Below are 26907 nucleotides of genomic sequence, written 5' to 3'. Positions count from 1 at the left end.
TCACTTATTGTTTGGCAGTCGAAGGGGAAGTATCGCTTAGCGTAGCGTGGTTTAAACGAAGCAGTACAGCGTAGCTAACTGCTGCTACTACGACACCTACCAATGGGGGGAGCAACGGGGAGAGATAGGCGGCTCCAGCGCCTAATGCATAGGCGGCTAACCCTCGGCGATTAAAATTGGGTAGCTGAGTGGATTCCAGAGTAGGGTAGCGGCCTTTATGTTTGAGCCAGAAGTCCGCCATGATCACCCCGCCCATGGGAGGAATAAAGGTGCCTAGCAGTACTAGAAAGGGAATCAACAGGTTATACATACCGCCTGCCGCCAGCACGGTGCCAATCGCTGCGCCACAAACCGTGACTAAGCGGCGTTTCTCGGTGCGCAGCAAATTGCAGCCCGCGACGGCAAAGTTGTAGATGGTATTGTCCTGGGTGGTCCAGATATTTAGAAACAGCATCAGCACCGCGATGGTGACAAAGCCCTGCGCGATCAATACATCGACAATATCCGCCTGCTGGTAAATCATGGTACCCAGTGCGCCGGTTAGCACCATTAAGCCGTTGCCCACAAAAAAAGCCGCCAGAGTCGCGATCACGGCAATTTTCGGCGTCTTGGCGAAGCGGCTCCAGTTAGTCGCTTGGGTGCCTCCGCTAATAAAGGTGCCAATGATGACGGTAATCGCTGCCGCCACGCTCATGCTTTCCGTGGGCGTTTGCTGGCTTAGTCCGGCAAATCCATGTGCATCCACCAGCCCGGTGAACAGGCTAATCAATATAAACAGCATCATGGCGGGCACAGCAAAGCGTGAAAGCCAGTCCATACCTTTATAGCCAATCATGGCCGTTACGCAGAAACCAAACCCAAATAGCACCATTAAGGGGATTTCCAGCCATTCAGGCATCCCTGTGGTGCGTACTAACACTAGGGCAATGGTGGCAGTGCCCCAGGCGTACCAACCAATCTGGGTAAAGCCGAGAATAAAATCGGAAAGCTTGCTGCCTTTTTCACCGAAGCAGAAGCGTCCCATCAGCACGGAGTTAAGACCGCTTTTACAGGCAATGTAAGCGAGGGCTGCCGCGTAAGCGCCCAGCAACAAGTTACCCACCAATATGATCCAGAGCAGTTGGCCAATCGGGAACGATTGGCCAAGCGAGCCACCAGCCCACATGGTGGCAGTAAAAAAGGTAAAGCCGAGCAGCACAACGGAGGTGGAGAGCAAGCCCTTACGGGCGCTAGTGGGGACTTCACTTAGCGGATAGTCAGAGTGGTGCATGGGAGACTCCAGGTGAGTATTATTATCCTAGGAAACCTCCGATTAACTATTGCGCTTGGCCATACTGCGTTAAAAATCGCCTCGTGCGCGAGTCCGATCAAAATGCTCATTTACAACCCGTAAACTCCGCTTTTTCGTTGATTTTTTCCTTGTCTGGCCTGCGCTCATCACATTAATCAGAGGCTCCCTTATATAAGCAACCTGCGTGCCAAGCTTAGCTCCCCAAGGCGTTTAAAGCGTACTCTCCAACAACCCCCGCATTAACGTTTCGATCATACTCTCGTACTCGTCTGCTAATGAGAATTGCTGCGGATCTTGTAGCCATTCAAAACAGATGCCGATTAAAAAACTATCAAACTGAAGTCGAGCACTGGCAGGGCTAAGCCCCCGGCGTAATTGGCCGCCTTGCTGTACTTGTTCGAATAATTGTTCTATTCGTGCCTTCGAATATTCTGAAAGCTTAGTGATCATGCTAATACGCGGGTGGTCATCCTCTAGCTTTTCGCAGCGGTGCAGCACGATGGTGGCGGCGCGTTGAAAAGGTATGTTGTAGCAGATAGCGCTGAGCGCATCGTGGGCAATGGCATGCAAGCAGTGTATGGGGTCATGACCTAAGCGTCGCATTGCCTCATCAACAATTTCATCGAGCGGCACGCGAACACGCTCTAGCAGGGCATCGAATACCGCTGCTTTATCCTCAAAATGCCAGTAAATCGCACCGCGGGTAACGCCAGCCGCTGCGGCAATATGGGCCAATGTGGTGCGCGAAACCCCTTGAGTGAGAAACTGAGTTTCTGCAGCATCAAGAATGGCCTCACGGGTGCGTTCAGCCTCAGCTTTGCGGCGTGACATAGCGGCTCCTAACGAAAAAAGTGCACTTATATTGGCATTGCTGAATGGCAAAGTCGCCAGTAGGCGATTAGTATACACATTCACTGACATTCATGAATGTCAGTGAAATTTTTATGACTGCGTATTGATAACCCCACCGAGGAGTCCGCTGTGCGTAACACTGTGATTCGATTGCTTCCAGCGCTGCTGGCCCTGCTGCTGGCAGCAGGTGACGCTTATGCCGAGAGCCACAATGAACCTCTTCCTCGGCCGGTGAAGCTGGTGACATTAGAAGCGTCTGGTGCCGCGCTGCAGCGCCAGTTTCCTGCGCGCGTTGAAGCCACTACACGCAGCAATCTATCGTTTCGCATGGCGGGTGAGCTGTTAGAGCTTAACGTGAGTCCCGGTCAGCGGGTAACGGAAGGCACCCTCATCGCACGTATTGATGATCGTAATATGCGCAGTGAGTTGGATAGCGCCCGTTCGCGGCTAGAGCTGGCACGGGCCACTCACGAACGCATGCGCTATACCCTAGAGCGTGGAGCGATTAGCCAAGCGCGGTTTGATGAATCAACGGCGGAATTGCGTGCCGCTCGGGCGACCTTTGAGCAGGCCGAAGAGCAGTTGGAAAATACCCAACTGCGCGCACCTTACGATGGTGTGATTGCCCAGGTACCGGTAGATAATCGGCAGATTGTCCAGGTGCAGGAAACCGTGGCGGTGATTCAGCAGCCAGGGCAGCTTGATGTGATCTTTCATTTACCGCAGCAAATCGTTCAGCAAATACCCCACAGTGACGAGGTGACTCCGTTTGAAACGGCGATGGCCTTTGAAGTGCGGTTTGGCAATAGCGAAAAACCTTACCTTGCCCAGTTGGCGTCTTATACCACCCAGGCCAGCGCCCAAAGCTTGGCTTATGAGGTAACCCTTCGGCTACCGCAGCCCGACGATATCACGCTACTGGATGGCATGAGCGCCACCGTGCGACTTGATTTAGGCCAACTGTTACCCGCGTCTGAAGGTCTTGTTTGGCATCTGCCGCCTGACGCCATTAGCTATCAAGGTGAGAACTCAGAGCAGGCGGTGGTATGGCGTTTTCAGGCGCCGGACCGTTTAGAGGCGGTGCCGGTTGAAGTGGGGCGTTTAACCTCTAAGGGGTTAGAAGTGAGTGGTGAACTAGCCGCGAATGATCGAGTGGTGGCAGCGGGAGCCCATCGTGTCAGTGCTGATATGCGTGTAACACCATGGGAAAAGGAACAGGGGCTATAAGATGGTTGATTACTTCTTACGCCACCGGGCCGCTAGTTATTTAATGACCGTGGTACTGCTCTTCGGCGGGGCACTCGCTTTCACTGGCATGGGGCAGCTTGAGTTTCCTGAATTTACTATCCGTAATGCGCTGGTCACCACCCAGTACCCTGGTGCTACGCCAGAAGAGGTGGAGCAGGAAGTCACCTCGACACTGGAAGAAGCCATTCAGGAAATGCCCGCGATTAAGCGCATCAGCTCGGTAAGCTCTGATGGGCTTTCGCAGATTACCATCGAGCTGCAAAGCACGGTGCAAAACGATGAGCTGCAACAGCTGTGGGATTCATTACGCCGCAAAGTGGGCGATGCGCAGGCCGCCTTGCCGCCAGGCGCTAGCCAGTCACGAGTCAACGACGACTTTGGCGATGTGTTCGGCTTGATGATTAACCTGATCGGTGATGGCTATGCCATGCCCGATTTGAAAAGCCAAGCCGAGTTTCTTAAGCGTGAACTCGCCTTGGTCGACGGCGTTGAAAAGGTGTCGCTGGCGGGGGTAAGAGACGAGCGCATTTTTATTGAAGTCGACCGAGAGCGGCTACGTGCGTTGAACATTCCGCTAAGCTCACTCCAGCAGTTGCTGAATACGCAAAATGCCGTAGTGGACTCGGGGCACTTGAAGCAGGGGGGCCAGCGTTTCCGAGTAACGCCTTCGGGTAGTTCCGCCGATATTGATGATTTACGCGCGTTAATCGTTAGTGAAGGTAACGGTGAGCTGGTAAGGCTGAGCGATATCGCAGAGGTTTCCCGTGGCTTGACCGAGCAACCGCAGCAGCTTTACCGCGATATGGGGCGGCCGGCTATTTCCCTGGGCATCTCGTTTGAAAGCGGCGTCAACGTGGTCGAAGTAGGTGCCCGACTCGAACAGCGACTTGACGAACTGGAAGCACGCACCCCGTTGGGTATGGAACTCAATGTGGTCTATGACCAGCCGAGCGTGGTGGATGAAGCGGTATCCGGTTTCTTAATCAGCCTGATTCAGGCGGTTGCCATCGTCATTGTGGTGCTCATGCTGTTTATGGGCTGGCGCAGCGGCCTACTAATGGGCTTTATTCTGCTGATTACCATTATTGGCACCTTTATGCTGATGCGCATTCACGGTTTGCAATTGGAAAAAATCTCGCTGGGGGCACTGATTATCGCCCTAGGGATGCTGGTCGATAACGCCATTGTGGTCACGGAAGGCATGCTGGTCGGCCTAAAGCGTGGCCAAAGTATTCGTGAGTCAGCGCATCAGGTGGTTCGACAAAACGCATGGCCCCTGCTGGCAGCTACGCTGATCGCAGTTGCTGCATTTGCTCCAATTGGGTTGTCGCCAGATACCACCGGTGAATTTATCGGCTCGCTGTTCTATGTGTTGCTCTATTCACTGCTGCTAAGTTGGCTGACAGCGCTGACGCTCACACCTTTCTATTTCAAACTGCTGTTTCGCAATGTGGCGCCTAGCAGCACAGATGAAGATCCTTACAAAGGGGTGGTGTACCGTTTGTTTAGCCGCGTGATTGTGGCGGGTATCCGGCTGCGTTGGCTAACACTTGGTCTGGTGATGGTCATACTGGCAGGCGCGGTTGTCGGTTTTGGTTCCGTCAAGAATGCCTTTTTCCCTGCCTCGAATACGCCCATCTTCTTTGTTGATTACCGCACCCCAGAAGGCACCGATATTCTGGAAACCCAACGGCGGGTGGCAGAGCTGGAAGAGGTGGTGATGGAGATGGAGGGTGTCCGTCATCTCACCACCGTGGTAGGCGGCGGTGCCCAGCGCTTTACCCTGACCTATGCGCCGGAAGACCGCTATGCCAGTTATTCACAGCTAATTGTTGAAACCGATAACAAAGCGATACAGCAAGCGCGCATGGCGGATATCGAAGCGGTACTTGAGCGCGATCACAGCGATATCGACTATAAAATCGCCCCGCTGGAAGTCGGCCCTGCCCCGAAAGCCAAGATCGAAGCAAGGTTTTACGGCAGCGACCCCGCCGTATTACGCCAGCTAGGTGATCAAGTCGCGGCACTGTTTAGTGATACGTCCAATATGGTCAGTGTTCGCACTAGCTGGCGTAACCGTGTTCAGGCCGTGGTGCCAATTTTTGCCGAAGACACCGCACGACGGCTGGGCGTTACGCGCGAGAACCTGGCGGCCACATTGGCGTTGAGCACTAGCGGTAGTCAGGTGGGCATCTACCGTGACGGCAGCGACTTGATTCCGATTGTCGCTAGAGCGATACCAGAGCAGCGCAACGATATCGATAACGTCGGGTCGCTTAACGTATGGAGCGCCGAACAGGGGCGTTACATCACGGCTGATCAAGTGATGCGGGATGTGACGACCGAGGTCGCTGACCCACTGGTGATGCGGCGTGACCGCGAGCGCATGCTGGCGGTATATGGCGAACCCGACCCGCTAAGCGGAGTGACGGCGGCTAGCGTATTGGCTCAGGTTCGACCTCAAGTAGAAGCGCTTGAATTGCCACCCGGTTATCGGCTTGAGTGGGGCGGTGAATTTGAGACTGCCGGTGAAGCTCAGAGCGGCCTGTTTGCATCGTTGCCACTTGGCTTGGTGATGATGTTTATTATCACGGTGGTGTTGTTTAATAACTTCCGTCAGCCGCTGGCGATCTGGTTTTTGGTGCCGCTGACCATTGTCGGCGTAGTGGCCGCGTTACTGCTAACCGGGCTGCCTTTCTCGTTTATGGCGCTGCTGGGCACGCTGAGTTTGATCGGGATGGTGATCAAGAATGCCATTGTTCTGGTAGAAGAGATCAATGTGCAACTGCCGTTGCACAAAGATCGCTATCACGCCGTGGTGCGCGCCGCTATTAGCCGCGTGCGCCCCGTTTCAATGGCTGCGCTAACCACCATGCTGGGTCTGATTCCGTTGATTAGTGATGCATTCTTCGCCAGCATGGCGGTTGCGCTGATCGGTGGGCTTGGTGTTGCCACGCTGCTCACCCTTATCGTGCTACCGGTGATCTATTGCGTGCTTTACCAGATCAAGATTCATGAGGATTCACCGAGCACTTAATTCAGCGCAGCAGCGACCTCTTCAACTTGTAGCGCTAAGCTTTGTAGGCCGCCACCGGAGAGGTACCAAAGTGCCGGGGTTAGCATCACTAGCTGAGGGGTAGTACCTGCCTCGGCTAGTGTTTGGCGCAGTTGGTCGGCATCCGCAGGTTCATCGCCAATGGCGGCGCTGCGATCAATGACCAGCACCACGTCTGGTTTGATGTCGGCAATGGCATCAGCAGAAAGCGGTGTAAAGGTGCGTTCACCACGGGTTTCTGAGGTCACACTCTCCGGCATGCTGAGCGCTTCCACGCCTAGCACATCGTGAACGACGGGATGTTGGTTAAGCATCAGGTTGCCGCCGTTGTGAGTGACGACCAGTGTCCTGGGGGCATTGCTGAGTGCTTCGCGTAGCGCGTCAATCTCTGTGTGGAGCGTTGCAAGTGCCTCATCAGCGTCACTTTCCGCCTCAAATTGGCTGGCGAGCTCACGCACGTTGTCATCAAACGCTGCAAGGTAATTATCGCCTTGCAAACTGGTGTTAAGTAGCGGGGCAATATCACCAAGTGCTGCTTCCCAATCGCCTTGGCGGCCAGTGTAGAGAATCAGGCTAGGCTCGCTAGCGCTGATGGCCTCCATGTCCGGTGAGCGCAGGCCACCAATATCGCTATAACGGTCGCTAGCGTATTGCTCTAGGTAGGTGGGCAGGCTCTGCTTGGGGACGCCAACCACCTGCTCGCTTAAGCCCAGCGCGTCTAGCGTATCTAGGCTGCCTAAGTCGAAGGTGGCGATGCGCTGCTCGGCATGAGCGTTTACGCTGATGGCTGAAAACAGTACGGCTGTGGCGAATGTAGGAACGAATTTAGTGGCAAAAGAGGTAGGCTTCATCGTAGCTCCTTTTATGAGAAAATGTTTTATATGCGATAATTTCTCATATTCTCAAAAGAAGAGGCGCTATGTCGCCTTTTTATAACGGAACAAACTGTTGCGCAAAGCGTGACCGCCCTCACAGAGGAGGGCGGTGCCATTATCGAGGGTTAGGTCGTGATGCGTCGTTTATGAGATAAGCTTATGAGATGAGCTTATGAAGCGACACGGAAGGGGTTGCGAGGGTCGTTGTCCCAGGCTAAGAACGGTTTGCCAGTTTCTTGAGGCACCATGGTGATGCAATTTTCCACTGGACAGGTGATTTGGCATAAGTTGCAGCCAACGCACTCGTCTTCGATTACCTCGTAACGGCGTGCGCCATCTTGCTCGGTGAGCTTGGCAATCGACTGGTGGGAGGTATCCTCGCAAGCGATATAGCAGCGACCGCACTCAATGCACAGGTCCTGATCAATCTTGGCGATGGTTTTAAAGTTGATGTCCAGATGTTTCCAGTCGGTGGTTTGGGGCACGGCTTTGCGCGAGAACGATTCAATAGAGTCGTAGCCTTTTTCCGCCATCCAGCGTGAAAGGCCATCCTTCATCTCTTCTACAATGCGAAAACCGTTGAGCATTGCAGCGGTACATACCTGCACGCTACCTGCTCCCAGGGCGATAAATTCTGCCGCATCCCGCCAGGTGGAAATACCGCCGATGCCGGAAATCGGCAGCGTTGGCGTTGCCGGGTCGCGGGCAATCTCTGCCACCATATTCATCGCGATAGGCTTCACGGCGCTGCCGCAGTAGCCACCGTGGGTACTCTGGTGGCCTACCGTGGGTTTGGCGACCATATTGTCCAGGTCGATACTGGTGATCGAGTTGATGGTATTGATCAGCGATACCGCGTCGGCGCCACCCCGTAGCGCGGCTTGGGCACCCACGCGAATATCGGTGATGTTGGGGGTAAGCTTTACAATCACCGGCTTTGAGTAGTGCTTCTTACACCAGTAGGCAACTTTTTCGATCAGATCGGGATTTTGGCCGACCGCCGCCCCCATGCCGCGTTCCGGCATGCCATGAGGGCAGCCCAGGTTGAGCTCGATGCCATCTGCGCCCGTTGCTTCCACGAGTGGCAAAATATAGGCCCAAGCGTCTTCGTTACAGGGCACCATGATGGAGACAATCAGCGCTCGGTCGGGCCAGTCTTTTTTCACCTGGGTGATTTCTTGAAGATTGATCTCCAACGAGCGATCGGTAATCAGCTCGATATTGTTAAAGCCGATCACTTCGCGGTTTTTGCCATAGTGAGCGGAGTAACGTGAAGAGACATTCACCGCAGGTGGCTCTTCACCAAGGGTTTTCCAGACGACGCCGCCCCAACCCGCTTCATAGGCGCGTACTACGTTATAGGCTTTATCCGTGGGTGGGGCAGAGGCTAGCCAGAATGGGTTCGGGGCTTTAATGCCCGCAAAGTTCACCGACAGGTCAATGCCGTTTACCACGCTATCGCCGCTGTTTTTGTTACCCGGTGGTGTGAAAGGAAGTGTGTTCATGCGGCCTCCTGCTTGGCGGCGAGCGCCTGGTGAATGGCATGGGCAGCCAGTTTTCCGTGTTGAACGGCTTGAACGGTGAGATCTTGGCCGGAGTTGACGCAGTCGCCACCCGCGTAAACATTGGGCATTGAAGTGCGCAAGAAGGCATCAACTTGGATACGTTCGCCGTCGCGGGCAAGCTCTCTAGCGGTTTCATCCGTCAGGCTAGCGCTATCGAAGCCTTGGCCAATCGCCTTGAAGATGGCATCGGCGGCAAGGTCGAATGTTTCACCCGTGGGTGTTAACTGACCAGCCTGATCGTGGGTCTTGGCAAAACGCATACCCGCCACGCGCCCTTGGTCATCCAATAAAATGTCGTCTGGCTGGGCCCACGTCACCATACGTACGCCGTTCGCTTTGGCAATTTCTTGCTCATGATCGGTAGCAGACATCGCCTCTGTGCCGCGGCGGTAGACCAGCGTTACCTCTGTCGCGCCTAGCCGGGCCATTTGAGTCGCCATATCAATGGCGGTATTGCCTGCACCGATCACAATGCAGCGCTTGGCGACAGGTAAGCTTCCTAGGTCTTTGGTTTGGCGCAGGGTTTTAATGTAGTCAACGGCGGGCATCAAGCCGGGAGCATCATCCCCAGTGAGCCCTAGGGCACGGCTGGCACCAAGACCCAAACCGAGGAAAACGCTATCGAACTGCTGGTGCAGCGTCGCGAGAGACAAATTATCACCGAGGCGCTGGCCGTACTGAAGCTCAATGCCGCCTATTTCTAGTAGAAATTCCACTTCTTTACGGGCGAAGTCATCGGTCATCTTATAGCGGGCGATACCGTACTCATTCAGTCCGCCTGGTTTTTGTTCGGCCTCAAAAATGGTCACTTGATGGCCTAGCATCGCCAAGCGGTGAGCACAGGAAAGGCCGGCGGGCCCCGCGCCTACCACGGCGATATGGCGGCCGCTGTTAGCCGCTCGCTTGAACGGGTGGCTTTCGAACTGCATATGGTCAGTGGCGTGGCGTTGCAGCAGGCCAATTAACACTGGCTGGCACTCTGCATCATGGTTGCGCACACAGCTACGCTCGCAGAGGATTTCAGTGGGGCACACCCGGGCGCAGCTGCCGCCAAGAATGTTGGCTTCCAGAATGGTTTCTGCGGCGCCATTAATGTTGTTTTCGCTGATCTGACGAATAAAGCTGGGGATATCAATATCCGATGGACAGGCCTCAACGCAGGGGGCGTCGAAACAGTACAAGCAGCGCTGGCTTTCGATCATTGCTTGGCGGTGGGTTAACGGCGGATGGAGGTCGCTAAAGTTGCTTGCCAGTGTCGGTGGGTCGTAGGTGCCGACCTCTTGTGCGCTAGGCAGGTGGTCAAGTGAGTGGTTCACGGTCATCTCTCCTGTTGGCTTTTTTCTTTTCTTGAGGAGTTGTTCAGCGCGTTACGGCTACCGGTGCATTTAATTCGGCACGTTTAGCCAGTAGCTCAAACACACCTGGGTAGGCGGGACGTTTTAAGTAGCGCCCAGCACCCCGCTCGGCGTGCAGTTCACCGTCTCGCCATACCCATTTCCCTTGGCTAATCGTGTGGCGCGCGATGCCGCGCACCGTTTTGCCCTCGAAAATGTTGAAGTCGACATTTTGATGATGAGTTTTAGCAGAGATCGTACGTGTGCCATTAGGATCCCACACCACAATATCGGCATCGGCGCCCACTTGGATGGCACCTTTACGAGGGTATAGGTTGAAAATTTTGGCGGTATTGGTAGATGTCACCGCGACAAACTCCTGGGGCGAGAGCTTGCCGCTGTTAACGCCTGCGTCCCATATCACTGCAAGACGATCTTCTACCCCTGCAGTGCCGTTAGGGATCTTAGTGAAGTCATCTTTGCCTGCAGCTTTCTGTTCTTCGCAGAAGCAGCAGTGGTCAGTGGCAGTGGTTTGCAAATTGCCGGATTGCAGGCCATGCCAAAGCGCTTCCTGATGCCCTTTGGGGCGGAACGGTGGGCTCATTACGTGGGCCGCGGCGGTTGCCCAGTCGGGATGCTGGTAAACGCTGTCATCAATGAGTAAGTGTCCTGCCAGGCACTCGCCGAATACTGGGTGGCCTTGCTGGCGGGCATAGGCAATTTCATCGACGGCGTCTTTGGTGGATACATGTACCAGGTAAACCGGCGCGCCTAGCGTGCTGGCAATTCGAATCGCTCGGCTGGCGGCTTCACCTTCTACTTGTGGCGGGCGGGAAAGTGGGTGAGCTTCCGGCCCGGTAATGCCCTGGGCCAGTAGCTTCTGCTGCATGTGGTAAACCAGTTCACCGTTTTCGGCGTGTACCGTAGGTACCGCGCCCAGTTCAAGGCAGCGTGAAAAGCTTTCCACCAATATGTCATCAGTGGCCATAATCGCGCCCTTGTAGGCCATAAAGTGCTTGAAGCTATTCACGCCGTGTTCGCGCACCAGGGTACCCATTTCCTCTTTGACGCTCTCATCCCACCAGGTGATTGCCACGTGGAAAGCGAAATCGGTAGCCGCTTTTTCCGCCCACCCTTGCCACGTCTCAAAGGCTTCTAAGAGTGATTGGCCTGGGCTTGGAATGACAAAGTCGATAATCGTCGTGGTACCACCCGCCATCGCGGCGGCGGTGCCGGTGTAAAAATCTTCACTGGCCACTGCGCCCATAAACGGCATTTGCATATGGGTATGAGGGTCAATGCCGCCGGGCATTACCAACTGATTGCTGGCATCAATGATGTCGCAGTTGTCGGGGAGGTCTAAATCGGTGCCGATGGCGTGGATTTTTCCGTCGACGCACAGAACGTCGGCGCGGTAAGTGTCGGCATGGGTGACGACGGTGCCGCCTTTGATCAATAAGCTCATCATGAAGTCCTCGTATGATTCATCAACAGGGCTACTCACCATCAGTGAGGCGGGTGTAGGCATCGGGGCGACGATCACGGAAGAACTGCCAGTTATTGCGCACCTCGCGCACCATGTCTAAATCAATTTCATGCACCAGCAGCTCGTCTTCCGTTTCGCTGGCCTGGGCTTCGATTTTGCCGCGGGGGTTGACGATATAGCTGGAGCCGTAGAAGTCACCGATATTCCAGGGCGCTTCTGTGCCCACGCGGTTGATAGCGGCAATGAAGCAGCCGTTAGCCGCGGCGGAAGCAGGCTGCTCAAGCTCCCATAGGTACTGGGAAAGCCCAGCCACGGTAGCGGAAGGATTGAAGATCACCTCAGCACCGTTGAGTGCCAGCGCACGCCAGCCCTCAGGGAAATGGCGGTCATAGCAGATATACACACCAATTTTGCCGTAGGCAGTGTCGAAGACTGGCCAGTTTGATTTGCCTGGTTTGAAGAAGAATTTCTCCCAAAAACCGGCCACTTGAGGAATATGAGTTTTATGATATTTGCCGAGGTAGCTACCGTCGGCATCAAACACAGCGGCGGTGTTGTAGTAAACGCCGGTCTCTGTTTCTTCATACACGGGCACGATAATGACCATGCGGTGTTGGGCAGCCAGTTTTTGCATCATCTGACAGGTGGGACCTTCTGGAACCCGCTCTGCGGCGGCATACCATTTGCCATCTTGGCTTGGGCAGAAGTACGGCTGGTTAAAGACTTCTTGAAAACACAGTACTTGTACACCCTGTTCGGCGGCCTGCTGAATCATCGGTAGGTGCGCTTCGTTCATCGCATCGCGGATCGCCGCGGGGTCTAAATCGGTGCTGGCTTTGAGACCCATTTGAATTAAGCCAATTTTCATTTTCTGCATGTAACAGCCCTCTCAAGTCATGCGCGCCAACCGCATGCGTACGCATGTCGGTACGTTACTGGTCAAGTAACAAGTGTGTGATTACGTGGCGTGCAGCGGCGTCTTACGGTGCCTTTTTCGCTTAGCCTTGCTTGTGAAGCGTGCTTTGAAAATAGCGTAATGCAAGCGAGGCTAAGCGAGCGTTTTATTGTTGTTTGTAAAGTTGTCTTTATTGACAGCTTTTTGAACATAGTCCTTTGTGAGGTGTTGTTTCAAGTGTTTTTAATAATTTTTATTTACTGATTTAACTCTTTGATTTTTTAATGTTTTTATTATTTTTAGTGCTGTTTTTGCTAAGTTGGTGAAGTGCTGGTCGATGTTGGTGATATTTTATTTTGTCTTTTAAAACATAAGTTTATGTTGTTTTATTTTGGGTGTTGATATTTTTTACGCATCTTTTTGGTGCGTATTTTATTTAAATGGCTACGCTTATTAATGGCTTTTAAGACCTGTAAGGCGAATAACAACAATCACGCTATAAGTATGTGTATGCCTGCCTGGTAAGTCAGCTTTTTGATCAATGGGTTAGTGTTTGTGCTTTTGTTTTAGGCACGCTTATTGCTCTTAAAAGACTGAAACCGTGAACTTACTGGGCTACAGCACTGCTGAGGAGACTATATGACTGGCTCAACATCCCGAATGGTGGACAGAGAGGGGTTAATTGAACTCGATGTAGGCAAAGACGTAGGTGATAGTCCTCGTTTCAATAAAGATATTGCGCCCACTCAGGCGAGTGAGCGCACTTGGAGCAAATGGAACATTGCGGCACTTTGGGTGGGGATGTCGATTTGTGTACCGACCTACACCTTGGGTGGTGTGTTAACCGCCTACTTTGGCCTGAGTGTGGGCGAAGCGCTTTTTGCCATTTTTCTAGCCAACGTGATCGTCCTGATTCCGCTCACTCTAAATGCTTTTCCGGGCACTAAATTTGGTATTCCTTTTCCAGTTGTGCTGCGATCATCGTTCGGTATTTTAGGTTCTAATGTGCCTTGTTTGGTGCGGGCTCTCGTAGGCTGCGGCTGGTTTGGCATTCAAACGATGTTTGGTGGTTTGGCTATTCATCTTCTGTTATCCGAACTAGTCCCCGCTTGGGCTGCGCTGGGTGGGATAGGTGAAGTGATTGGCTTTTTTGTCTTCGGCGCAATGAATCTGCTTGTGGTCATTCGTGGGGCTGAGTCGATCAAGTGGCTGGAAACTCTAGCGGCGCCATTGCTGCTTGCTGTGGGGATCGGGTTAATGATGTGGGCATGGCCGCACATGTCGATGACTGAGTTATTAGCGCAACCGCCCTCGCGCCCAGAAGGAGCATCGGTATATGGCTACTTCTTTGCAGGGTTAACTGCGATGGTGGGGTTTTGGGCGACGTTGTCGCTGAACATTCCTGATTTTAGCCGGTTTGCCAAAAGCCAAAAAGATCAAATTGTTGGTCAAGTGATTGGGTTGCCGCTGACAATGTTCTTCTTTGCAGCGTTGGGCGTTGTATTAACGGCGGCGTCTGAGTCGCTAGTGGGCCAGACGGTTGCTGACCCAGTACGTTTGATTGGCTATATCGAAAGCCCTTTCTGGGTAGTGCTTGCCATGTTGCTAATCATTATTGCCACGATTTCCACTAATACCGCTTCGAATATTGTTTCTCCCACGAATGACTTCCAGAATATTGCCCCAAAACTGATTAACCAAACCCGCGGTGTACTTATGACCGGAGCGGTGGGTGTTTTATTGATGGGCTACGACCTTTTGCAGAAAGCGGGTCTCATTGCTCAAGGGGTGTCTCTTGAGCAGATGTATTCAAACTGGCTGCTGGGATACTCCAGCCTGCTTGGCCCCATCGCAGGCATCATGGCAGTGGACTATTTCCTAATTAAAAAGCAGCGTTTAGACGTGCCTAGCTTATATATGGATAACCGTGCTTATCCTGCGGTCAATGTGGCGGGTTTTATCGCGTTCGGCGTGCCGGTGGCACTGACGCTAATCTCGCTGTTAACCGGCACCATGAACTGGTTCTATGACTATGGCTGGTTTACCGGCTCTGCGCTTGGCGCGATTGTTTATTACGCCGCAAGCCACGTTTTAACATCATCTTCTCAGGTTGGGCCCGCGCCACACATGGCCAGCGAGACGGCAAAACTGCCATAAACTCGTTATCAGTAAACGTCGTTAATAATCAAAGCTCGGCTAAGTGCCGAGCTTTGATTATTTTGTGCTTGGCATAACCAAGTGAGCTATTTTGCGCCTTTCACAAATTCTAAAAATGCATCGACCACCCGGTTGGGGCGGCGATCATGGCGAGTGATTAAAACAAACGGAATCTGATAATGCTGGGTACCCGGCTGAATGGCGCGCATCTTATTGGCATTAACCCATTGGGCGGCAACATGTTCGGGAAGAAAACCGATAAACCGTCCAGTGAGAATCAAAAACGCAGCGCCCTCCCGATCAGAGGCAGACGCTTGTAAATTTAACGCATCATGTGCTTTACGCGCATCGCTAGGGAGTGGGTAGCGAGGCGTTATCGCTGGATAAGCGGCAATCTGTTCAGTTGTGAATGCTTCATCAGTTTCATCAAACAAGGGGTGGTCAGCTGCGCAGTAAAGAAACGAAGGCTCCTCGTACAGCAGCTGTGTTTCCAAGCTAGAGGGTAAGTTAACCGCAGGCACAACGCCGACATGCAAGTGGCCATCCATTACGCTTCGAATAACGGCATCTGAAGGCTCCATATGAATATTGACCGTGACTTCATGGTTTGGCGCTGTCAGCTCGGCGAGCGCGTGGGTAACATGCATGGCAGGCAAGGTGACCAAGTTGTCGGTGATACCGATATTCAGTTCGCCCTTGATGGTATGATGTAATGCGTTTACATCGCTTTTAAAGGCTTCGAGCGCGGTCAGTAGCGTCAAACCTGCTTGGTAAATTTCTTTGCCTTCTTCGGTTAAACTAAAGCCGCCTCGGCCACGCTGGCATAGCGAAAAGCCTAGCCTGCCTTCTAAATCATTCATGTGCTGGCTAATGGCTGAGCGACTGATGCCTAAAGCGGTTTCCGCAGCGGTGAAACCACCGCATTCCACGACCGTTTTAAAAATACGCACCAAGCGTACTTCGTAGTCACTCATTTGGCCTAACGATGCCATGGCAGCCTCTTATTAAGTAAAATAACGACTTTTATGAGCTTTTTTGCTGAAAATAGATATACATCAAAAACAAGCCGCGCCACTATTTAGAACCGCTTACGAGGAGCCGCTGTGGTCTATCTTTCACCGTTCTTTTTATACTGTATCAGGTGTGCTCTGGGATATTTGAATAAGGCCTACATATAATGCTGCTACCTCGCAGTGATCGGGTAACTGACAAAAGCCAGGCAATGCCTGGCTTTCGGCGCCAAAAGCAGCGCGTTATTGCGCTCTATATTTTGTCGTTATGTATGATGATTGCGCTGTTTGGCTGGTTGCTCAAAGGCCAATATCACCAAGAAGTCAATGCGGCTGAGTCCCGTGTGATTGCTCGTGCGAATGTGGTGTCAGAATGGGTAACAGGCATGTTTGGGCAGAGCAGCCAAGGTTTGTTTAGTCTGGCCGAGCTGCTAAAAGTTCATCAAGAAAATTCTTTGGGGTTGGATGATTTAGAGGCGGAAAGTGCAACTGCCGTCCAGCGAGCGCTAGACAATCTTACCGAGTACGTGCCACTGATCGATAGTGTTAGTGTCTTAGGCCCTCAGGGGCGCCTACGTTTAAGCAGTAACGCTAATCGACATGTTGGGGAGGGGCTTGGCGACAGCGCCTTTTTCCGCACCTTTCAACAAGGTGGCCAAGACGAAATGATGACGCCGCTTATTTGGTCGGCAAGCAAGCAGCGTTTCTTTCTCTATCATGGCAGGCGTCTAGTGAATGATCAGGGCGACTTCGCCGGTGTGATTATGTCTCGTATCATGCCGCATATCCTCAATAGTGCGCTGCAGCAAATGCGACTGTACGACGGTGAGAGTATGGCGCTGATAGATGAGAGTCTAAAAGTGGTTGCTCGGCACCCGGATCCCCATGAAGGAATGCTCATTGGTAGCCAGCTTGATGCACCTGAGACACAGCAGTGGTTAAACAGCGATAGTGTTACTCGGACATTAACCGCAATCTCGCCCCTTGACGGAAGTAAACGCTTATTTCACATGCAGCGCATTAGTGACTATCCGGTATTTGTTGCAGTGGGCGTTGACCTTCATACGCTGATGGCAGGATGGCGCCAGCGTTTACTGGTGTTGTTGCTGGTCGTTGGTTTGATTACGCTGTTGGGGGCTTGGGGTGTTCGCCACTACTTAAACCGCCTTGCGTTAGCTTATCAACTACATGAACGAATAAAAGAGCGAGAGCTAGCAAGAGCCGAAGCGCAAGCGCGTGGCGCGCGCATGGATGCCTTAGTCCACTCGATTCAGGATTTGATTTTTGTATTTGATGTAGAAGGGCGCTTTAACTATATCCATGCGGCCTCTCCTGAGCAGCTACTTGTTAAAAGCCAAGATGCACTGGGAAAACACTTTTCACATGTCTTGCCTATTCCCTTAGCTCGTGCATTTGCCGCCGTTTTTGAGCGAGTCCAGCAGTTGCATAAAGTAGAAAGATTTGAATATCCGCTGACCATTGATGCACAGCCACACCATTTTCATGCCACCGTGAGCCCGCTAATCAGTAGTGCTGGACAATTTGAGGGAGTGTTATCGGTGAACCGTGATATTACCGAAGCGAAGCGCGCAGAAGTTGAGCTGCAGATTGCAGCGGCTGCTTTTCAAGCACATTTGGGCATCATAGTGGCGGATGCACGGGGAGATATTTTAAAAGTTAATGAGACCTTTAAGCGCATAACCGGCTATAGCGATGCTGAGGTGATCGGTAAGAACCCACGCATGTTTAGCTCTGGCCACCATAACGCAGCGTTTTATCGTCGTTTGTGGAAGCGGGTGATAACCACAGGAAGTTGGGAGGGCGAAATCTGGAATCAGCGCAAAAATGGTGAGCTGTTCCCTGAGTGGCTGACGATCAGTGCTGTTTACGATGCAGACGGTGTGCTGACTAACTACGTTGCCACCATGAGTGATATCAGTGAGCGCAAAGCCGCTGAGCAAGAGATCCACCAGCTTGCGTTTTATGATCCATTAACGGGCTTCGCAAATCGACGCTTGTTTATGGACAGAATGGAGACAGCACTAAAAGAGCTAAACCGCCATCAGCGTTGTGGGGCGTTGTTGGTGATCGATATCGACCGTTTCAACCATATTAACGATACCCTGGGGCATCTCGCCGGCGATCAGTTGCTTCAGCGGGTTGCCCAGCGGTTTGGCCAAATGTTGCGTGATACCGATACGTTGGCTCGTCTGGGTAGTGATGAATTTGCGGTGCTTATTGAAGACGTCGATGGAAGCCCACGCCAGACACGCCGCTTAGCAGAACATATTGCCCAGAAACTACTGGTGGCGCTTGATGAGCCGGTTAATCTCTCTGAAGAGCAAGTCATGGTCACCGCATGCGTTGGGATTACGGTTGTGTCCGATAGCCAGCGAAGCGCCGAAGACTATCTTCAGCAGGTCGATATGGCCTTGTTACAGGCGAAAGCGAGCGGGCGTCGTGTCATACGCTTTTTTGATCCTTCGATGCAGGCTACGCTACTGGCGCGGGTTAAGCTTGAAGCCGACTTGCGGCAGGCATTGGAGAGTCACCAATGGCGCCTCTATTACCAGCCTCAGGTGAATCGCTTTGGCCACTGCACGGGAGTTGAGGCACTGCTGCGCTGGCAGCATCCAGAGCGTGGCATGGTGTCACCTGGCGAGTTTATTCCACTCTTAGAGAGTACCGGGCTGATTAATGAGGTTGGTGAGTGGGTCATTGAAGATGCATGTCATCAGTTAGCTTGCTGGGCAGCAACGCCACACCTGCGTGAACTGACGATTTCTGTGAATATCAGCCCACTACAGTTTCGCGATAGTGAGTTCTTATCTCGCTTACAGCAGGTTTTTGTGCGTACAAAGGCACCGCTTGAGCGCCTCAAGCTTGAAGTTACCGAGTCGTTGTTTGTGGAAGCGCGCGACGATGCTCGTGACAAAATGTTGAGCCTGAAAGCCCAAGGTGTGCGTTTTTCTCTGGATGATTTTGGAACCGGTTATTCATCGCTGGCGTATCTTGCGCAGTTGCCACTTGATCAGCTTAAGATCGATCAGTCGTTTGTCCATCAAGTGTTAGAAAGCAGTGCTAATGCGGCCATTGTGGAGAGTACGATTGCCCTGGCAAAAAGCTTAAATCTTGATGTCATTGCCGAAGGCGTCGAATCAGAGAGCCAGAAAGCGTGGCTGCTGGCTCATGGCTGCCAAGCTTTTCAAGGTTATTTGTTTGGGCGCCCTATGCCGGTAGACGCCATCGAGAAAACGTTTTTAGCTCAACAGCGCTCCTGATGATTGCAGTTCTGTCAGTAAATTGGTGTGAGTATCAGCGTCATTGTCGGGGGTAATCACCTCAAGCCGCGAATCTTGCCGCCAGGCGCTATTGCCGAGACTAAGTGTTCCATCGGCTCGATTGAGCTGCTTCCAGCCCTGCTTGGTATGAAAGACGCCTTTTACTCGCGCAGATGAGGGAAACTCAGCTACGTGGGCGGCCAAACGATCAAGATCAAAGCGTTCACTGGGGTGCCAACGAAGGCCTGTGCTGGTGTATCCAAGGGCGCTAGCCGTCTTGTGCTGAGGTTGGCCCAGCGCAGGAGCCGTATCAAAAAAAGCGCCTTCCAGCGTGGGAGTTGCCATCATTTGACGATGCGTATCAGGGACAGCGGTATCTTGTTGGGCACGGGTCTGGGCGCTGTTCAACAGCAGCGATAGCGGCATCGTGCCATGCTCACTGCGATGAACCCACTTGCGTGGTGGCCAGAGCTCCGTCACAAAGCGCTGCGCATGTTCGTGTTGTTCGGTACTGGCCTGCTCGCCCATCGTAATGGCGATGGCATCGGCCATGGCCAACTGGTCCTGAAAGGTCTCGTGTTCACGGACCCGAGATTCATCTAACCGGCGCGGATCTAGGGTAGCAATAATATCGTGCACGGCCACAACATCTTGAAAGGCTTCGCCGCGCAGCAAATCGAGTAAGCCGGCTGGATGGCCAAGCCCCGAAGGCTCAATAATGACGCGGTCTGGTTTGTTGCGGGCGAGCAAATTGACCAGTGCAGCCTGCAGCACAAAGGCCAGCTGGCAACATAGGCAGCCTCCGGGGAGCCCCTTGACGACGACATCATCGCGCTGCTCAAACATCGCTTGATCAATGCCAATCTGGCCAAACTCATTGACTAAAATGGCCCACTTCTCATCCACAGGCTTTTGCTCGATTAGGCTGTGGATAAGCGTGGTTTTGCCGCTGCCGAGAAAGCCTGTAATGATATGCACGGGCACGCGAGTGGCTGACAACGTTTAACCCCCTGTCATATTCATAAAGCGCACCACCTGAACATCGCCATCGGTCGTAAAGTGATGGCGTTCGGGCTTGAGCGGCAAAGCATTAATAATGGCGGTTTTCAACGCCTGCATATTGCCAGGATGCCGGCGCAGTACGGCACGCAAATCGACCGAGTGTTCATTGCCGAGGCAGAGCAGTAGACGGCCTTCAACGGTTACCCGAACGCGGTTGCAGCTATCGCAAAAGTTGTGACTATGGGGCGAAATAAAGCCAACCCGACTGCTGCTATCGGCCATTTTAAAATAGCGCGAAGGCCCAGGTGTGGTTTCCGTTGACGGCATGAGCGGGTAGCGAGTCTCGATCAGTGCTTGAACGTCGTCACTAGAGTAAAAGGTCTCGGCTCGCGAGTGATCAGACACATCGCCCAGCGGCATCTCTTCGATAAAGCTGATATCGAGTCCTTCTTGGCGAGCGAACGTGACAAGGTCCAGCACTTCATCATCATTGCGCCCCTTGAGAATCACAGCGTTAAGCTTGATGCGTGAAAAGCCAGCTTCTTTAGCGGCGTGAATGCCGTCAATCACCTTCGCTAACTCACCTGTACGGGTTAGCTGTTTGAAGCGCTCGGGGTCAAGAGAGTCGAGGCTGATATTGAGCCTGCGCAGCCCCCCTTGATAGAGCCGTTTGGCGTGTTTACGCAGACTGGCCCCGTTCGTGGTCATGGTGAAGTCGTTGAGCCCTGGCAGCGCCCCAATGTCGTCCACGAGCTGCTCAATGCCTTTACGCACTAGCGGTTCGCCCCCGGTTAAGCGGATTTTCTCAACGCCTAGTTCGGTAAACGCCTGGGCCACCATGGCGAGTTCTTCCAGCGTAAGCACCTGAGCTCTTGGCAGGAAGGTCATCTCTTCGCTCATGCAGTAAACGCAGCGAAAGTCGCAGCGATCCGTTACGGAAATGCGTACATAACTAACACGGCGGCCGAAATCATCAATGAGTTTTTCGGCAATTGGTTGTTTGGTCATTGCCACCTCGTCAGTGGTTGGATGCAGACTGCGTCGCCTGGCTGGGCGCCTGCTTGATCATCACCCAGTTCAATCAGGCAGTTAGCAGCTACCATCGAGGTTAAAATCCCAGACCCCTGCGCTCCGGTACTACGTACCTGCAGCACACCGTGAGCATCGCTTGAATAAATGCCACGTATAAAATCGGTGCGCTTTAGGCGACTTTTTAGCGGAGTTTGGGTAATGGCTGTTAAACGCCTCGGTGGAACGGGGGTTTGTTTTTGTAAACGTTCCAATAATGGCACCACGAATTGGCTAAAGGTTACCATGACCGCAACGGGGTTGCCGGGTAAGCCGACAAATGGTTTGCGCGATTCACCCAGCCAGCCGCAGGCCATGGGGCGTCCGGGGCGCAGCGCCACGCGCCAAAAAGCTAATTGGCCTAATGTTTCCAACGCTTCCCTGGTGTAATCGGCGTGGCCGACAGAAACGCCCCCACTGGTAATGACTAAATCACACTGCTTGGCTGCGCGAGCCAGGGCATTTTGAATGGTGGTGGGGTCATCAGGCAAAATGCCTAGATCCATCACATCAGCACCCTGTTCGTTGAGCAAGCCCATCAATGTAAAACGATTGGTGTCGTAAATGCCTGCGCTGGGCAGCGCTTCGCCAGGGGGAGTGACCTCATTTCCAGTAGAGAAGATAGCCACCTTTGGGCGCCTGAAAATGCAAACCTCACCATAGCCCAGTGAGGCTATTAACCCCAAGCAGGCGGCATCTAGTCGTGTGCCCGCTACCAGTGCTACCTCGCCTAGGGCAATATCTTCCCCTGCTTGGCGCACATGCTGACCATGGCTAACTCGGTCGGGGGAATCAATGGTGACACTGCCGTCATGCTCGCTAAGCTGCTCGCGCATGATAATGGTGTCGGTGCCTGCCGGTAAGGGAGCGCCTGTGGTAATGCGTACGCACTGGCCGAGAGGTACGCTGCCTTCAAACGCTTGTCCGGCAAAAGCATCGCCTGCAATCGGCCATTGGGTTTGATGAGGTTGCTCTCCTGGCCACGCCAGGGCGATACCATCCATGGCTGCATTGGTATTCTGTGGCACGTTAATTGGCGCGGTGATATCGGTGGCTAAGCGCCTGCCATAAGCTTGGCTAAGCGCTACCGATTCGACCGCAACGGGCTGTTCAGCCAGGGACAGTAGTGCCTCTCGCGCTGCGTCAACGCTGAGCATTTGCTCACCGAGTTCGAAGCACGACAGGCTCATGGTGTTTCCCTCGAGGCAGCGTTCTTAGCGACAGAATCTAGCGTTAGCTCCAAACGAGCCTTTTCCTCTTCGGTATTGAGGTTGGCAAATGTTTCTGGGCAGTCCGACATATCGACCTTGCACCATGAGTGGCGAGCGTACCAGCGGTCGATTTTACGTTCGCCCTCAGCCAGCGCATTCGCTAAGTCATCGGCAAGCGAGGTGCGCAGCAGTGCGACGACTGGGTGCAGGCGCTCGCCGTCAAACGCAACGGCGATATCGTGTTCACTACTCTCTGAGGTGATGCCCGCCACCATACGCGCCACTAGGTCATTAGGTAGGGCAGGTGAGTCGCAAGGGGCAACCAATAGCCAGGGCGTTTTAGCAGCGCGTAGGCCACTATAAATGCCCATCAAGGGGCCTTTAAAGCCGCCTTCCGCGTCCTCAATAACCCGGCTTGCAAACAGTGCATAGGCATCTGTGTTGCGATTGGCGTTGATCAATAGTTCAGAGACATGGCCATCAAAGCGTTGAGCCACATGGGCCACGAGCGGTAGCCCCGCGAAGGGTTCAAGGCCTTTGTCACGCCCACCCATACGGCGGCCTTCGCCGCCCGCGAGAATCATGCCAGTGAGGGTTTGTGGGGTGATCATATACCGGCCTCCTTAGACGTGCGCGCACTGGGTGGTTTGGCTGGAATGGCATCTAACGTTAGGCGGTTAGCGGTATTAATCGCCTGAAAATTTTTGCCTTTAGCCCGAGCAATCAGCATCACGCCGAAGCGTTCCGCCAGCTCCACACCTTTTTGGGTCACCCCAGAACGTGAAACCAGCACGCTGATCCCCATTTGCGCCACTTTCAACACCATTTCGGAAGTTAGGCGGCCAGTAGTATAGAAAATATCAGCACTACTGCTTTCGGCCTGGTTGAGCCACTGGTGGCCTGCCAGGGTATCCACCGCGTTGTGACGTCCGACATCTTCAACGAAATCGAGCACGCGGCTTTGCTGGCACAGCGCGCAACCGTGTACTGCTCCCGCGCTGCGATAGGTCTCGTTGTAGGTATTCAAATTGGTTAGCAACTGATAAAGCGTTGATTGCGCCAGCGCTGTCTCAGGTAACGCAGAGAGCGATGTTTGTTCCAGTAATTTGCCGAACACGGTCCCCTGACCACAACCCGTGGTGACGGTACGAGTACTCAGCCGGTTGTCTAAATCGTCAGGTAAATAATCGGTGACGACGGCGGCGGACTCCACCTCCCAATCCACCTGTACCGCCGATAAATCTTCCGCACGGCGCAGTAATCCCTGGTTGCGTAGATAGCCCACCACCAAGGCTTCAGGGTCATCGCCCAGCGTCATTAGCGTGACAATTTCACGCTTATTGAGATAAACCGTCAGCGCGCGCTCTGCGGCGATGGCTTGTTGGCGGGAGTCGCCGTAAGCATCCAGCACATCGATTGTCGTCGTGGCCGGTAAGCGGGCTCGGCTTAACTGAAGGGCGGGCATCCGCAATCCTCGTTGGAACCTAGTGAAGAATCATGTAACGCATACATGTAAATTATAATAGTTGAGTAAAACACTCTGAGTTGACGATGATGGCGCTCAAAAGGCTTACTTGTCTACCCATTCAAGGTCTAAGGTGGTCTATCCGTATGAGTGATAATCTGCGCTCTTTGAGCATTACCTTGGTGGCAGAGCCCAAGCAGGTGAGGGGCTTTACCTTAACGCAATGGCGTATCGCTGAGCTCACGCCAGGTGAGCAAGGTGACTATGTGCTTAGCCTTCAACTGTCGATGACCGAGCGTGCGGCCTACCGCTTTAACCTTACGTCAGCAACTCCGCGTCTTTTTGTTCGCGCTGGTTTTACCGGACAAGCGCCCAAGCCTGATGCTATTACCGCAAGCCAAGATGTCGCGGCGGGCTGGCTTGATGGTGAACAGCAGGTACTCGAAGCATCGATGCCGATGGCGATTCAGGTATGGCTGGAAAGCTATTTAGCGCGTCATGGAGAAGCACCACCAGAAAAGCGCAAAAAGAAGCATAAGGGAGCCGGTCGGGCTAAAGAAACCCCGACCAAGGAGCAGCCCCAGTGAGCAGACTTGAACGCTGGTCACGTAAAAAGCGTGGCGTTGAAAGCGACGAAGCAGACGCAGCATTAGATAACCCTCCCAACGGCAGCACAGAGCCGAAGTCAGAGCTAGGGCTAGAGGCCGATGCGCTAAGTGCTACTGCCAGCGATACTGAGTCGTTGGATGCAGAGGCTAGCGTTGATGACGCGCGCCCGCTTCCTGGCAGCTTGGATCACACCTTACCCGACCCTGATAATTTACCGGCAGGTAGTGATTTCAGCGCGTTCATGGCACCTGGTGTCAGCGCTGCACTGCGCCGCCGTGCCCTAAAAAGGCTATGGGCCACCGGTAACTACAACGTACGCGATGGGTTGGATGACTACGATGCTGATTATCGTCAGCAGCTTAAGCCTATGGCCACTGAACTGGCAGGCAAGCTTCGCCGCTGGGCAAACAAAGCGGAAGAGGCATTAGATAGGCCAGCAGAAGCAGATGATAAGAACATCGCGGATGACGGCACTCCTATTCCACCTGAAGACGTTAATGCCTGTACAAGCGATAGTGGTTTTGTACAAAAACAGCAACTAGACGACCAGTCTGATTTGTCTGATGATGAAGTAGACGAATGTATAAATAGGAAATGACTGCTTTATAAACAATGGGTTGCTGTAGTTATGACGATGAAGCGTTGAGACGCCAATGCGCTTTAAAGTGGCAAAAAACGCCTAGGCACCTACGCTCAAGGTAGAGAAAGCATTAAGATATGCCATTAAAGTAAAAAAACATGACTTTTAATTATAAAAAAAACGACTTTCTGACCGTGAGAATGCATGAACCAACGAATCCAACTGGCATCGGTAGATGACCAGGTTAACGTCACCGCCCGCGAAGCGGTACGCCAGCGTATCTCGTGGCCGGTTAATTTAACGCCTGCTAATGTGACTTATCACAGCCGCGGCCATGCGCTGTTGATGGGTAATTCACACGAGGTTAGCCAAGCTACCCGAGTGTTACAGGGCCGTGGCTTGGCATCGTTGACGCTGCTGACAACTGATTCTGCCGTCGATTTAGTCGCTGCCAGCGAGCCTCTCATCTGCCAAACGCTAACCGATACCCAGCAATCTCAACTGCGAATTACTGGTTATCTGGGTGCCTTTCGCGTTGAAGTGGCGCCCGCGAATAGCGACACGCTCAATCTGGCTCAAGCGCTTATTGAGCGTGACGTGTTTGACGTGGTGCTCGACTTAACGGCAGCAGGCATATCGAACGCTACGCATTCATGGGAAATCCCACCGCCAGGCTATGTGTGTCTGGATTGGTTGGCTCAAGAAGCTCAGCGCGGCGAGGTTCTGGAAAGCGTTATTGAGCTCGTCGGTGAATTCGGTAAACCGCGTTATTTCCAGGTTAATAGTGATCTCTGTGCGCATTCCGCGAGTGGCAACGTTGGCTGTACTCGCTGTTTGGATGTTTGCCCCGCAGATGCTATTTCCAGCATTCAGGGGCGCATTGAATCGCGTATTGAGATTGACCCGTTCCTTTGCCAAGGGGTGGGCAGTTGTACCAGTGCTTGCCCAACCGGTGCGATTGAATTTCGCCTGCCGGAAACCCGTCGTCAGCAAGACACCTTAGCGACGTGGCTGGCCGCCTATCGCGAGGCGGGCGGTCAAGCGCCTGTGATGCGCTTTGTCACCCATGACTTTCTTGATGCTGAACGCCAAGCAGGTGCTGTTACGCCAGGCCACCTACTTGATGTCCCGCTTGAAGAACTGGGTGCTGCTGGCCACGATCAGTGGCTTACCGCGCTGGTGAACGGAGCTGCCGAGGTGCGTATTCAGTTGCACGATGAGATGCCGCCTCGTTTAACCACGTTTATCACTCATCAAGTCGCCCAAGCCCACGGCCTGCTAGAAGCGCTGGGGCATGACACTACGCGAATTAAGCTGCTGCAGCCGGAGCCGACTGAAGAGCGCGATGCACTTCCCACGCTTACGCCCTTAACTGCCGCTGCGCTGACCTTTACCGACCCCCAGAAGCGCGCCCGCTTTAATCAGGTGCTAGCAACACTGGCGGCACTTGGAGCGCCTAGCAATGACCGGCATAGCATGCCTGACGGGGCCGCTTATGGCGGTATTCAAGTAGATCGTGAAGCCTGCACGCTTTGCCATGCCTGCGTTAGTAATTGCCCGACACCTGCATTGAAAGCAGGGGGCGATACACCCGCGCTAAGTTTCTTGGAGTCTGACTGTGTGCAGTGCGGGCTATGTGAACAGGCGTGCCCTGAAAGCGCGATTACGCTGCTTCCTGGTTTTTTGGCTGCACCAGAACGCGACACACGGCAAATTTGCCACGAAGAGGCGGCTTTTGAGTGCATTGGCTGCGGCAAGCCTTTTGCGACTGCCAGTACGGTAGCGACCATCAAAGCGAAGCTGGCTAACCACCCCTATTTCGCGGGCGATGCACTAGCGCGGCTAGAAATGTGCGAGGACTGCCGGGTCAAAGATGTGTGGAAAACCATGATCCGTGACCCTGATGCGCAACTAAAGGTGTAA

At 53.3% G+C, this 26907-nt stretch carries 20 protein-coding genes; 7 read left to right on the top strand and 13 right to left on the bottom strand.

Annotation, left to right across the window (positions count from 1 at the left end):
• Positions 1-4: 4 nt before the first annotated feature.
• Both codB and NDQ72_17585 read right to left on the bottom strand, forming a co-directional pair.
• Complete coding sequence (gene codB, locus NDQ72_17590; protein ID WKD27828.1) at positions 5-1270, bottom strand: cytosine permease; 1266 nt, start codon at positions 1268-1270, stop codon at positions 5-7.
• Positions 1271-1501: 231 nt separating this feature from the next.
• A complete protein-coding gene (locus NDQ72_17585; GenBank protein ID WKD27827.1) occupies positions 1502-2122 on the bottom strand; it encodes a TetR family transcriptional regulator in 621 nt (206 codons plus the stop codon).
• A gap of 150 nt (positions 2123-2272) precedes the next feature.
• Between NDQ72_17585 and NDQ72_17580 the strand changes: the two genes are divergently transcribed.
• Both NDQ72_17580 and NDQ72_17575 read left to right on the top strand, forming a co-directional pair.
• Positions 2273-3370, top strand: coding sequence for an efflux RND transporter periplasmic adaptor subunit (locus NDQ72_17580; GenBank protein WKD27826.1), 1098 nt, complete (start codon positions 2273-2275; stop codon positions 3368-3370).
• A 1-nt stretch (position 3371) separates the two neighbouring features.
• Positions 3372-6428, top strand: a complete 3057-nt coding sequence (locus tag NDQ72_17575) for an efflux RND transporter permease subunit (GenBank protein ID WKD27825.1) — start codon at positions 3372-3374, stop codon at positions 6426-6428.
• Here the strand turns inward: NDQ72_17575 and NDQ72_17570 are convergent.
• The 5 genes from NDQ72_17570 to NDQ72_17550 form a co-directional block, all read right to left on the bottom strand.
• Positions 6425-7297, bottom strand: coding sequence for an ABC transporter substrate-binding protein (locus NDQ72_17570; protein ID WKD27824.1), 873 nt, complete (start codon positions 7295-7297; stop codon positions 6425-6427). The two genes, NDQ72_17575 and NDQ72_17570, sit on opposite strands and share 4 nt — an antisense overlap.
• 194 nt (positions 7298-7491) lie before the next feature.
• Positions 7492-8826 carry an NAD-dependent dihydropyrimidine dehydrogenase subunit PreA gene (gene preA / locus NDQ72_17565; protein WKD27823.1) on the bottom strand — a complete coding sequence of 445 codons (1335 nt, stop codon included), beginning with the start codon at positions 8824-8826 and terminating at the stop codon, positions 7492-7494.
• On the bottom strand, positions 8823-10202 hold the full coding sequence (locus tag NDQ72_17560; protein ID WKD27822.1) for an NAD(P)-dependent oxidoreductase: 1380 nt from the start codon (positions 10200-10202) through the stop codon (positions 8823-8825). Before NDQ72_17560 ends, preA begins: the two co-directional genes overlap by 4 nt.
• 43 nt (positions 10203-10245) lie before the next feature.
• A complete protein-coding gene (gene hydA, locus NDQ72_17555) occupies positions 10246-11685 on the bottom strand; it encodes a dihydropyrimidinase (GenBank protein ID WKD30435.1) in 1440 nt (479 codons plus the stop codon).
• Between the two features lie 31 nt (positions 11686-11716).
• Entirely contained in the window at positions 11717-12583 is an 867-nt protein-coding gene (locus NDQ72_17550; GenBank protein WKD27821.1) for an acyltransferase, read from the bottom strand.
• A 657-nt stretch (positions 12584-13240) separates the two neighbouring features.
• On the opposite strand from NDQ72_17550, the gene NDQ72_17545 reads away from it, so the two are divergent.
• The gene (locus NDQ72_17545) at positions 13241-14758 is read left to right on the top strand and encodes an NCS1 family nucleobase:cation symporter-1 (protein ID WKD27820.1); all 1518 of its coding nucleotides are present in this window, start codon (positions 13241-13243) and stop codon (positions 14756-14758) included.
• A gap of 86 nt (positions 14759-14844) precedes the next feature.
• Here NDQ72_17545 and NDQ72_17540 read toward each other — a convergent pair whose 3' ends face one another.
• Positions 14845-15750, bottom strand: coding sequence for a LysR family transcriptional regulator (locus NDQ72_17540; protein ID WKD27819.1), 906 nt, complete (start codon positions 15748-15750; stop codon positions 14845-14847).
• A 185-nt stretch (positions 15751-15935) separates the two neighbouring features.
• Here NDQ72_17540 and NDQ72_17535 point away from each other — a divergent pair, with 185 nt between their 5' ends.
• A complete protein-coding gene (locus NDQ72_17535; GenBank protein WKD27818.1) occupies positions 15936-19049 on the top strand; it encodes an EAL domain-containing protein in 3114 nt (1037 codons plus the stop codon).
• On the opposite strand, the gene NDQ72_17530 is transcribed toward NDQ72_17535, so the two are convergent.
• From NDQ72_17530 to NDQ72_17510, 5 genes are read right to left on the bottom strand one after another with little or no spacing between them, the layout of a single operon-like run.
• Positions 19029-20048, bottom strand: coding sequence for a GTP-binding protein (locus NDQ72_17530; GenBank protein ID WKD27817.1), 1020 nt, complete (start codon positions 20046-20048; stop codon positions 19029-19031). The two genes, NDQ72_17535 and NDQ72_17530, sit on opposite strands and share 21 nt — an antisense overlap.
• A gap of 3 nt (positions 20049-20051) precedes the next feature.
• A complete protein-coding gene (gene moaA, locus NDQ72_17525; protein ID WKD27816.1) occupies positions 20052-21059 on the bottom strand; it encodes a GTP 3',8-cyclase MoaA in 1008 nt (335 codons plus the stop codon).
• A complete protein-coding gene (locus tag NDQ72_17520; GenBank protein WKD27815.1) occupies positions 21056-22309 on the bottom strand; it encodes a molybdopterin-binding protein in 1254 nt (417 codons plus the stop codon). The genes moaA and NDQ72_17520 overlap by 4 nt, the downstream gene beginning before the upstream one ends.
• Positions 22306-22941, bottom strand: coding sequence for a molybdenum cofactor guanylyltransferase (mobA, locus tag NDQ72_17515; GenBank protein ID WKD27814.1), 636 nt, complete (start codon positions 22939-22941; stop codon positions 22306-22308). Before mobA ends, NDQ72_17520 begins: the two co-directional genes overlap by 4 nt.
• Positions 22938-23795, bottom strand: coding sequence for a formate dehydrogenase accessory sulfurtransferase FdhD (locus NDQ72_17510; protein WKD27813.1), 858 nt, complete (start codon positions 23793-23795; stop codon positions 22938-22940). The genes mobA and NDQ72_17510 overlap by 4 nt, the downstream gene beginning before the upstream one ends.
• Positions 23796-23941: 146 nt before the next feature.
• Here NDQ72_17510 and NDQ72_17505 point away from each other — a divergent pair, with 146 nt between their 5' ends.
• The 3 genes from NDQ72_17505 (at position 23942) to NDQ72_17495 (ending at position 26907) form a co-directional block, all read left to right on the top strand.
• Positions 23942-24382 carry a DUF3305 domain-containing protein gene (locus NDQ72_17505; protein ID WKD27812.1) on the top strand — a complete coding sequence of 147 codons (441 nt, stop codon included), beginning with the start codon at positions 23942-23944 and terminating at the stop codon, positions 24380-24382.
• Positions 24379-25002 carry a DUF3306 domain-containing protein gene (locus tag NDQ72_17500; protein ID WKD27811.1) on the top strand — a complete coding sequence of 208 codons (624 nt, stop codon included), beginning with the start codon at positions 24379-24381 and terminating at the stop codon, positions 25000-25002. Before NDQ72_17505 ends, NDQ72_17500 begins: the two co-directional genes overlap by 4 nt.
• Positions 25003-25188: 186 nt before the next feature.
• The gene (locus tag NDQ72_17495) at positions 25189-26907 is read left to right on the top strand and encodes a 4Fe-4S binding protein (GenBank protein ID WKD27810.1); all 1719 of its coding nucleotides are present in this window, start codon (positions 25189-25191) and stop codon (positions 26905-26907) included.

Origin of the sequence: Halomonas sp. KG2, assembly GCA_030440445.1 — a bacterium.
Taxonomy (GTDB): domain Bacteria; phylum Pseudomonadota; class Gammaproteobacteria; order Pseudomonadales; family Halomonadaceae; genus Vreelandella.
This window is presented reverse-complemented; position numbering and strand designations above follow the sequence as displayed.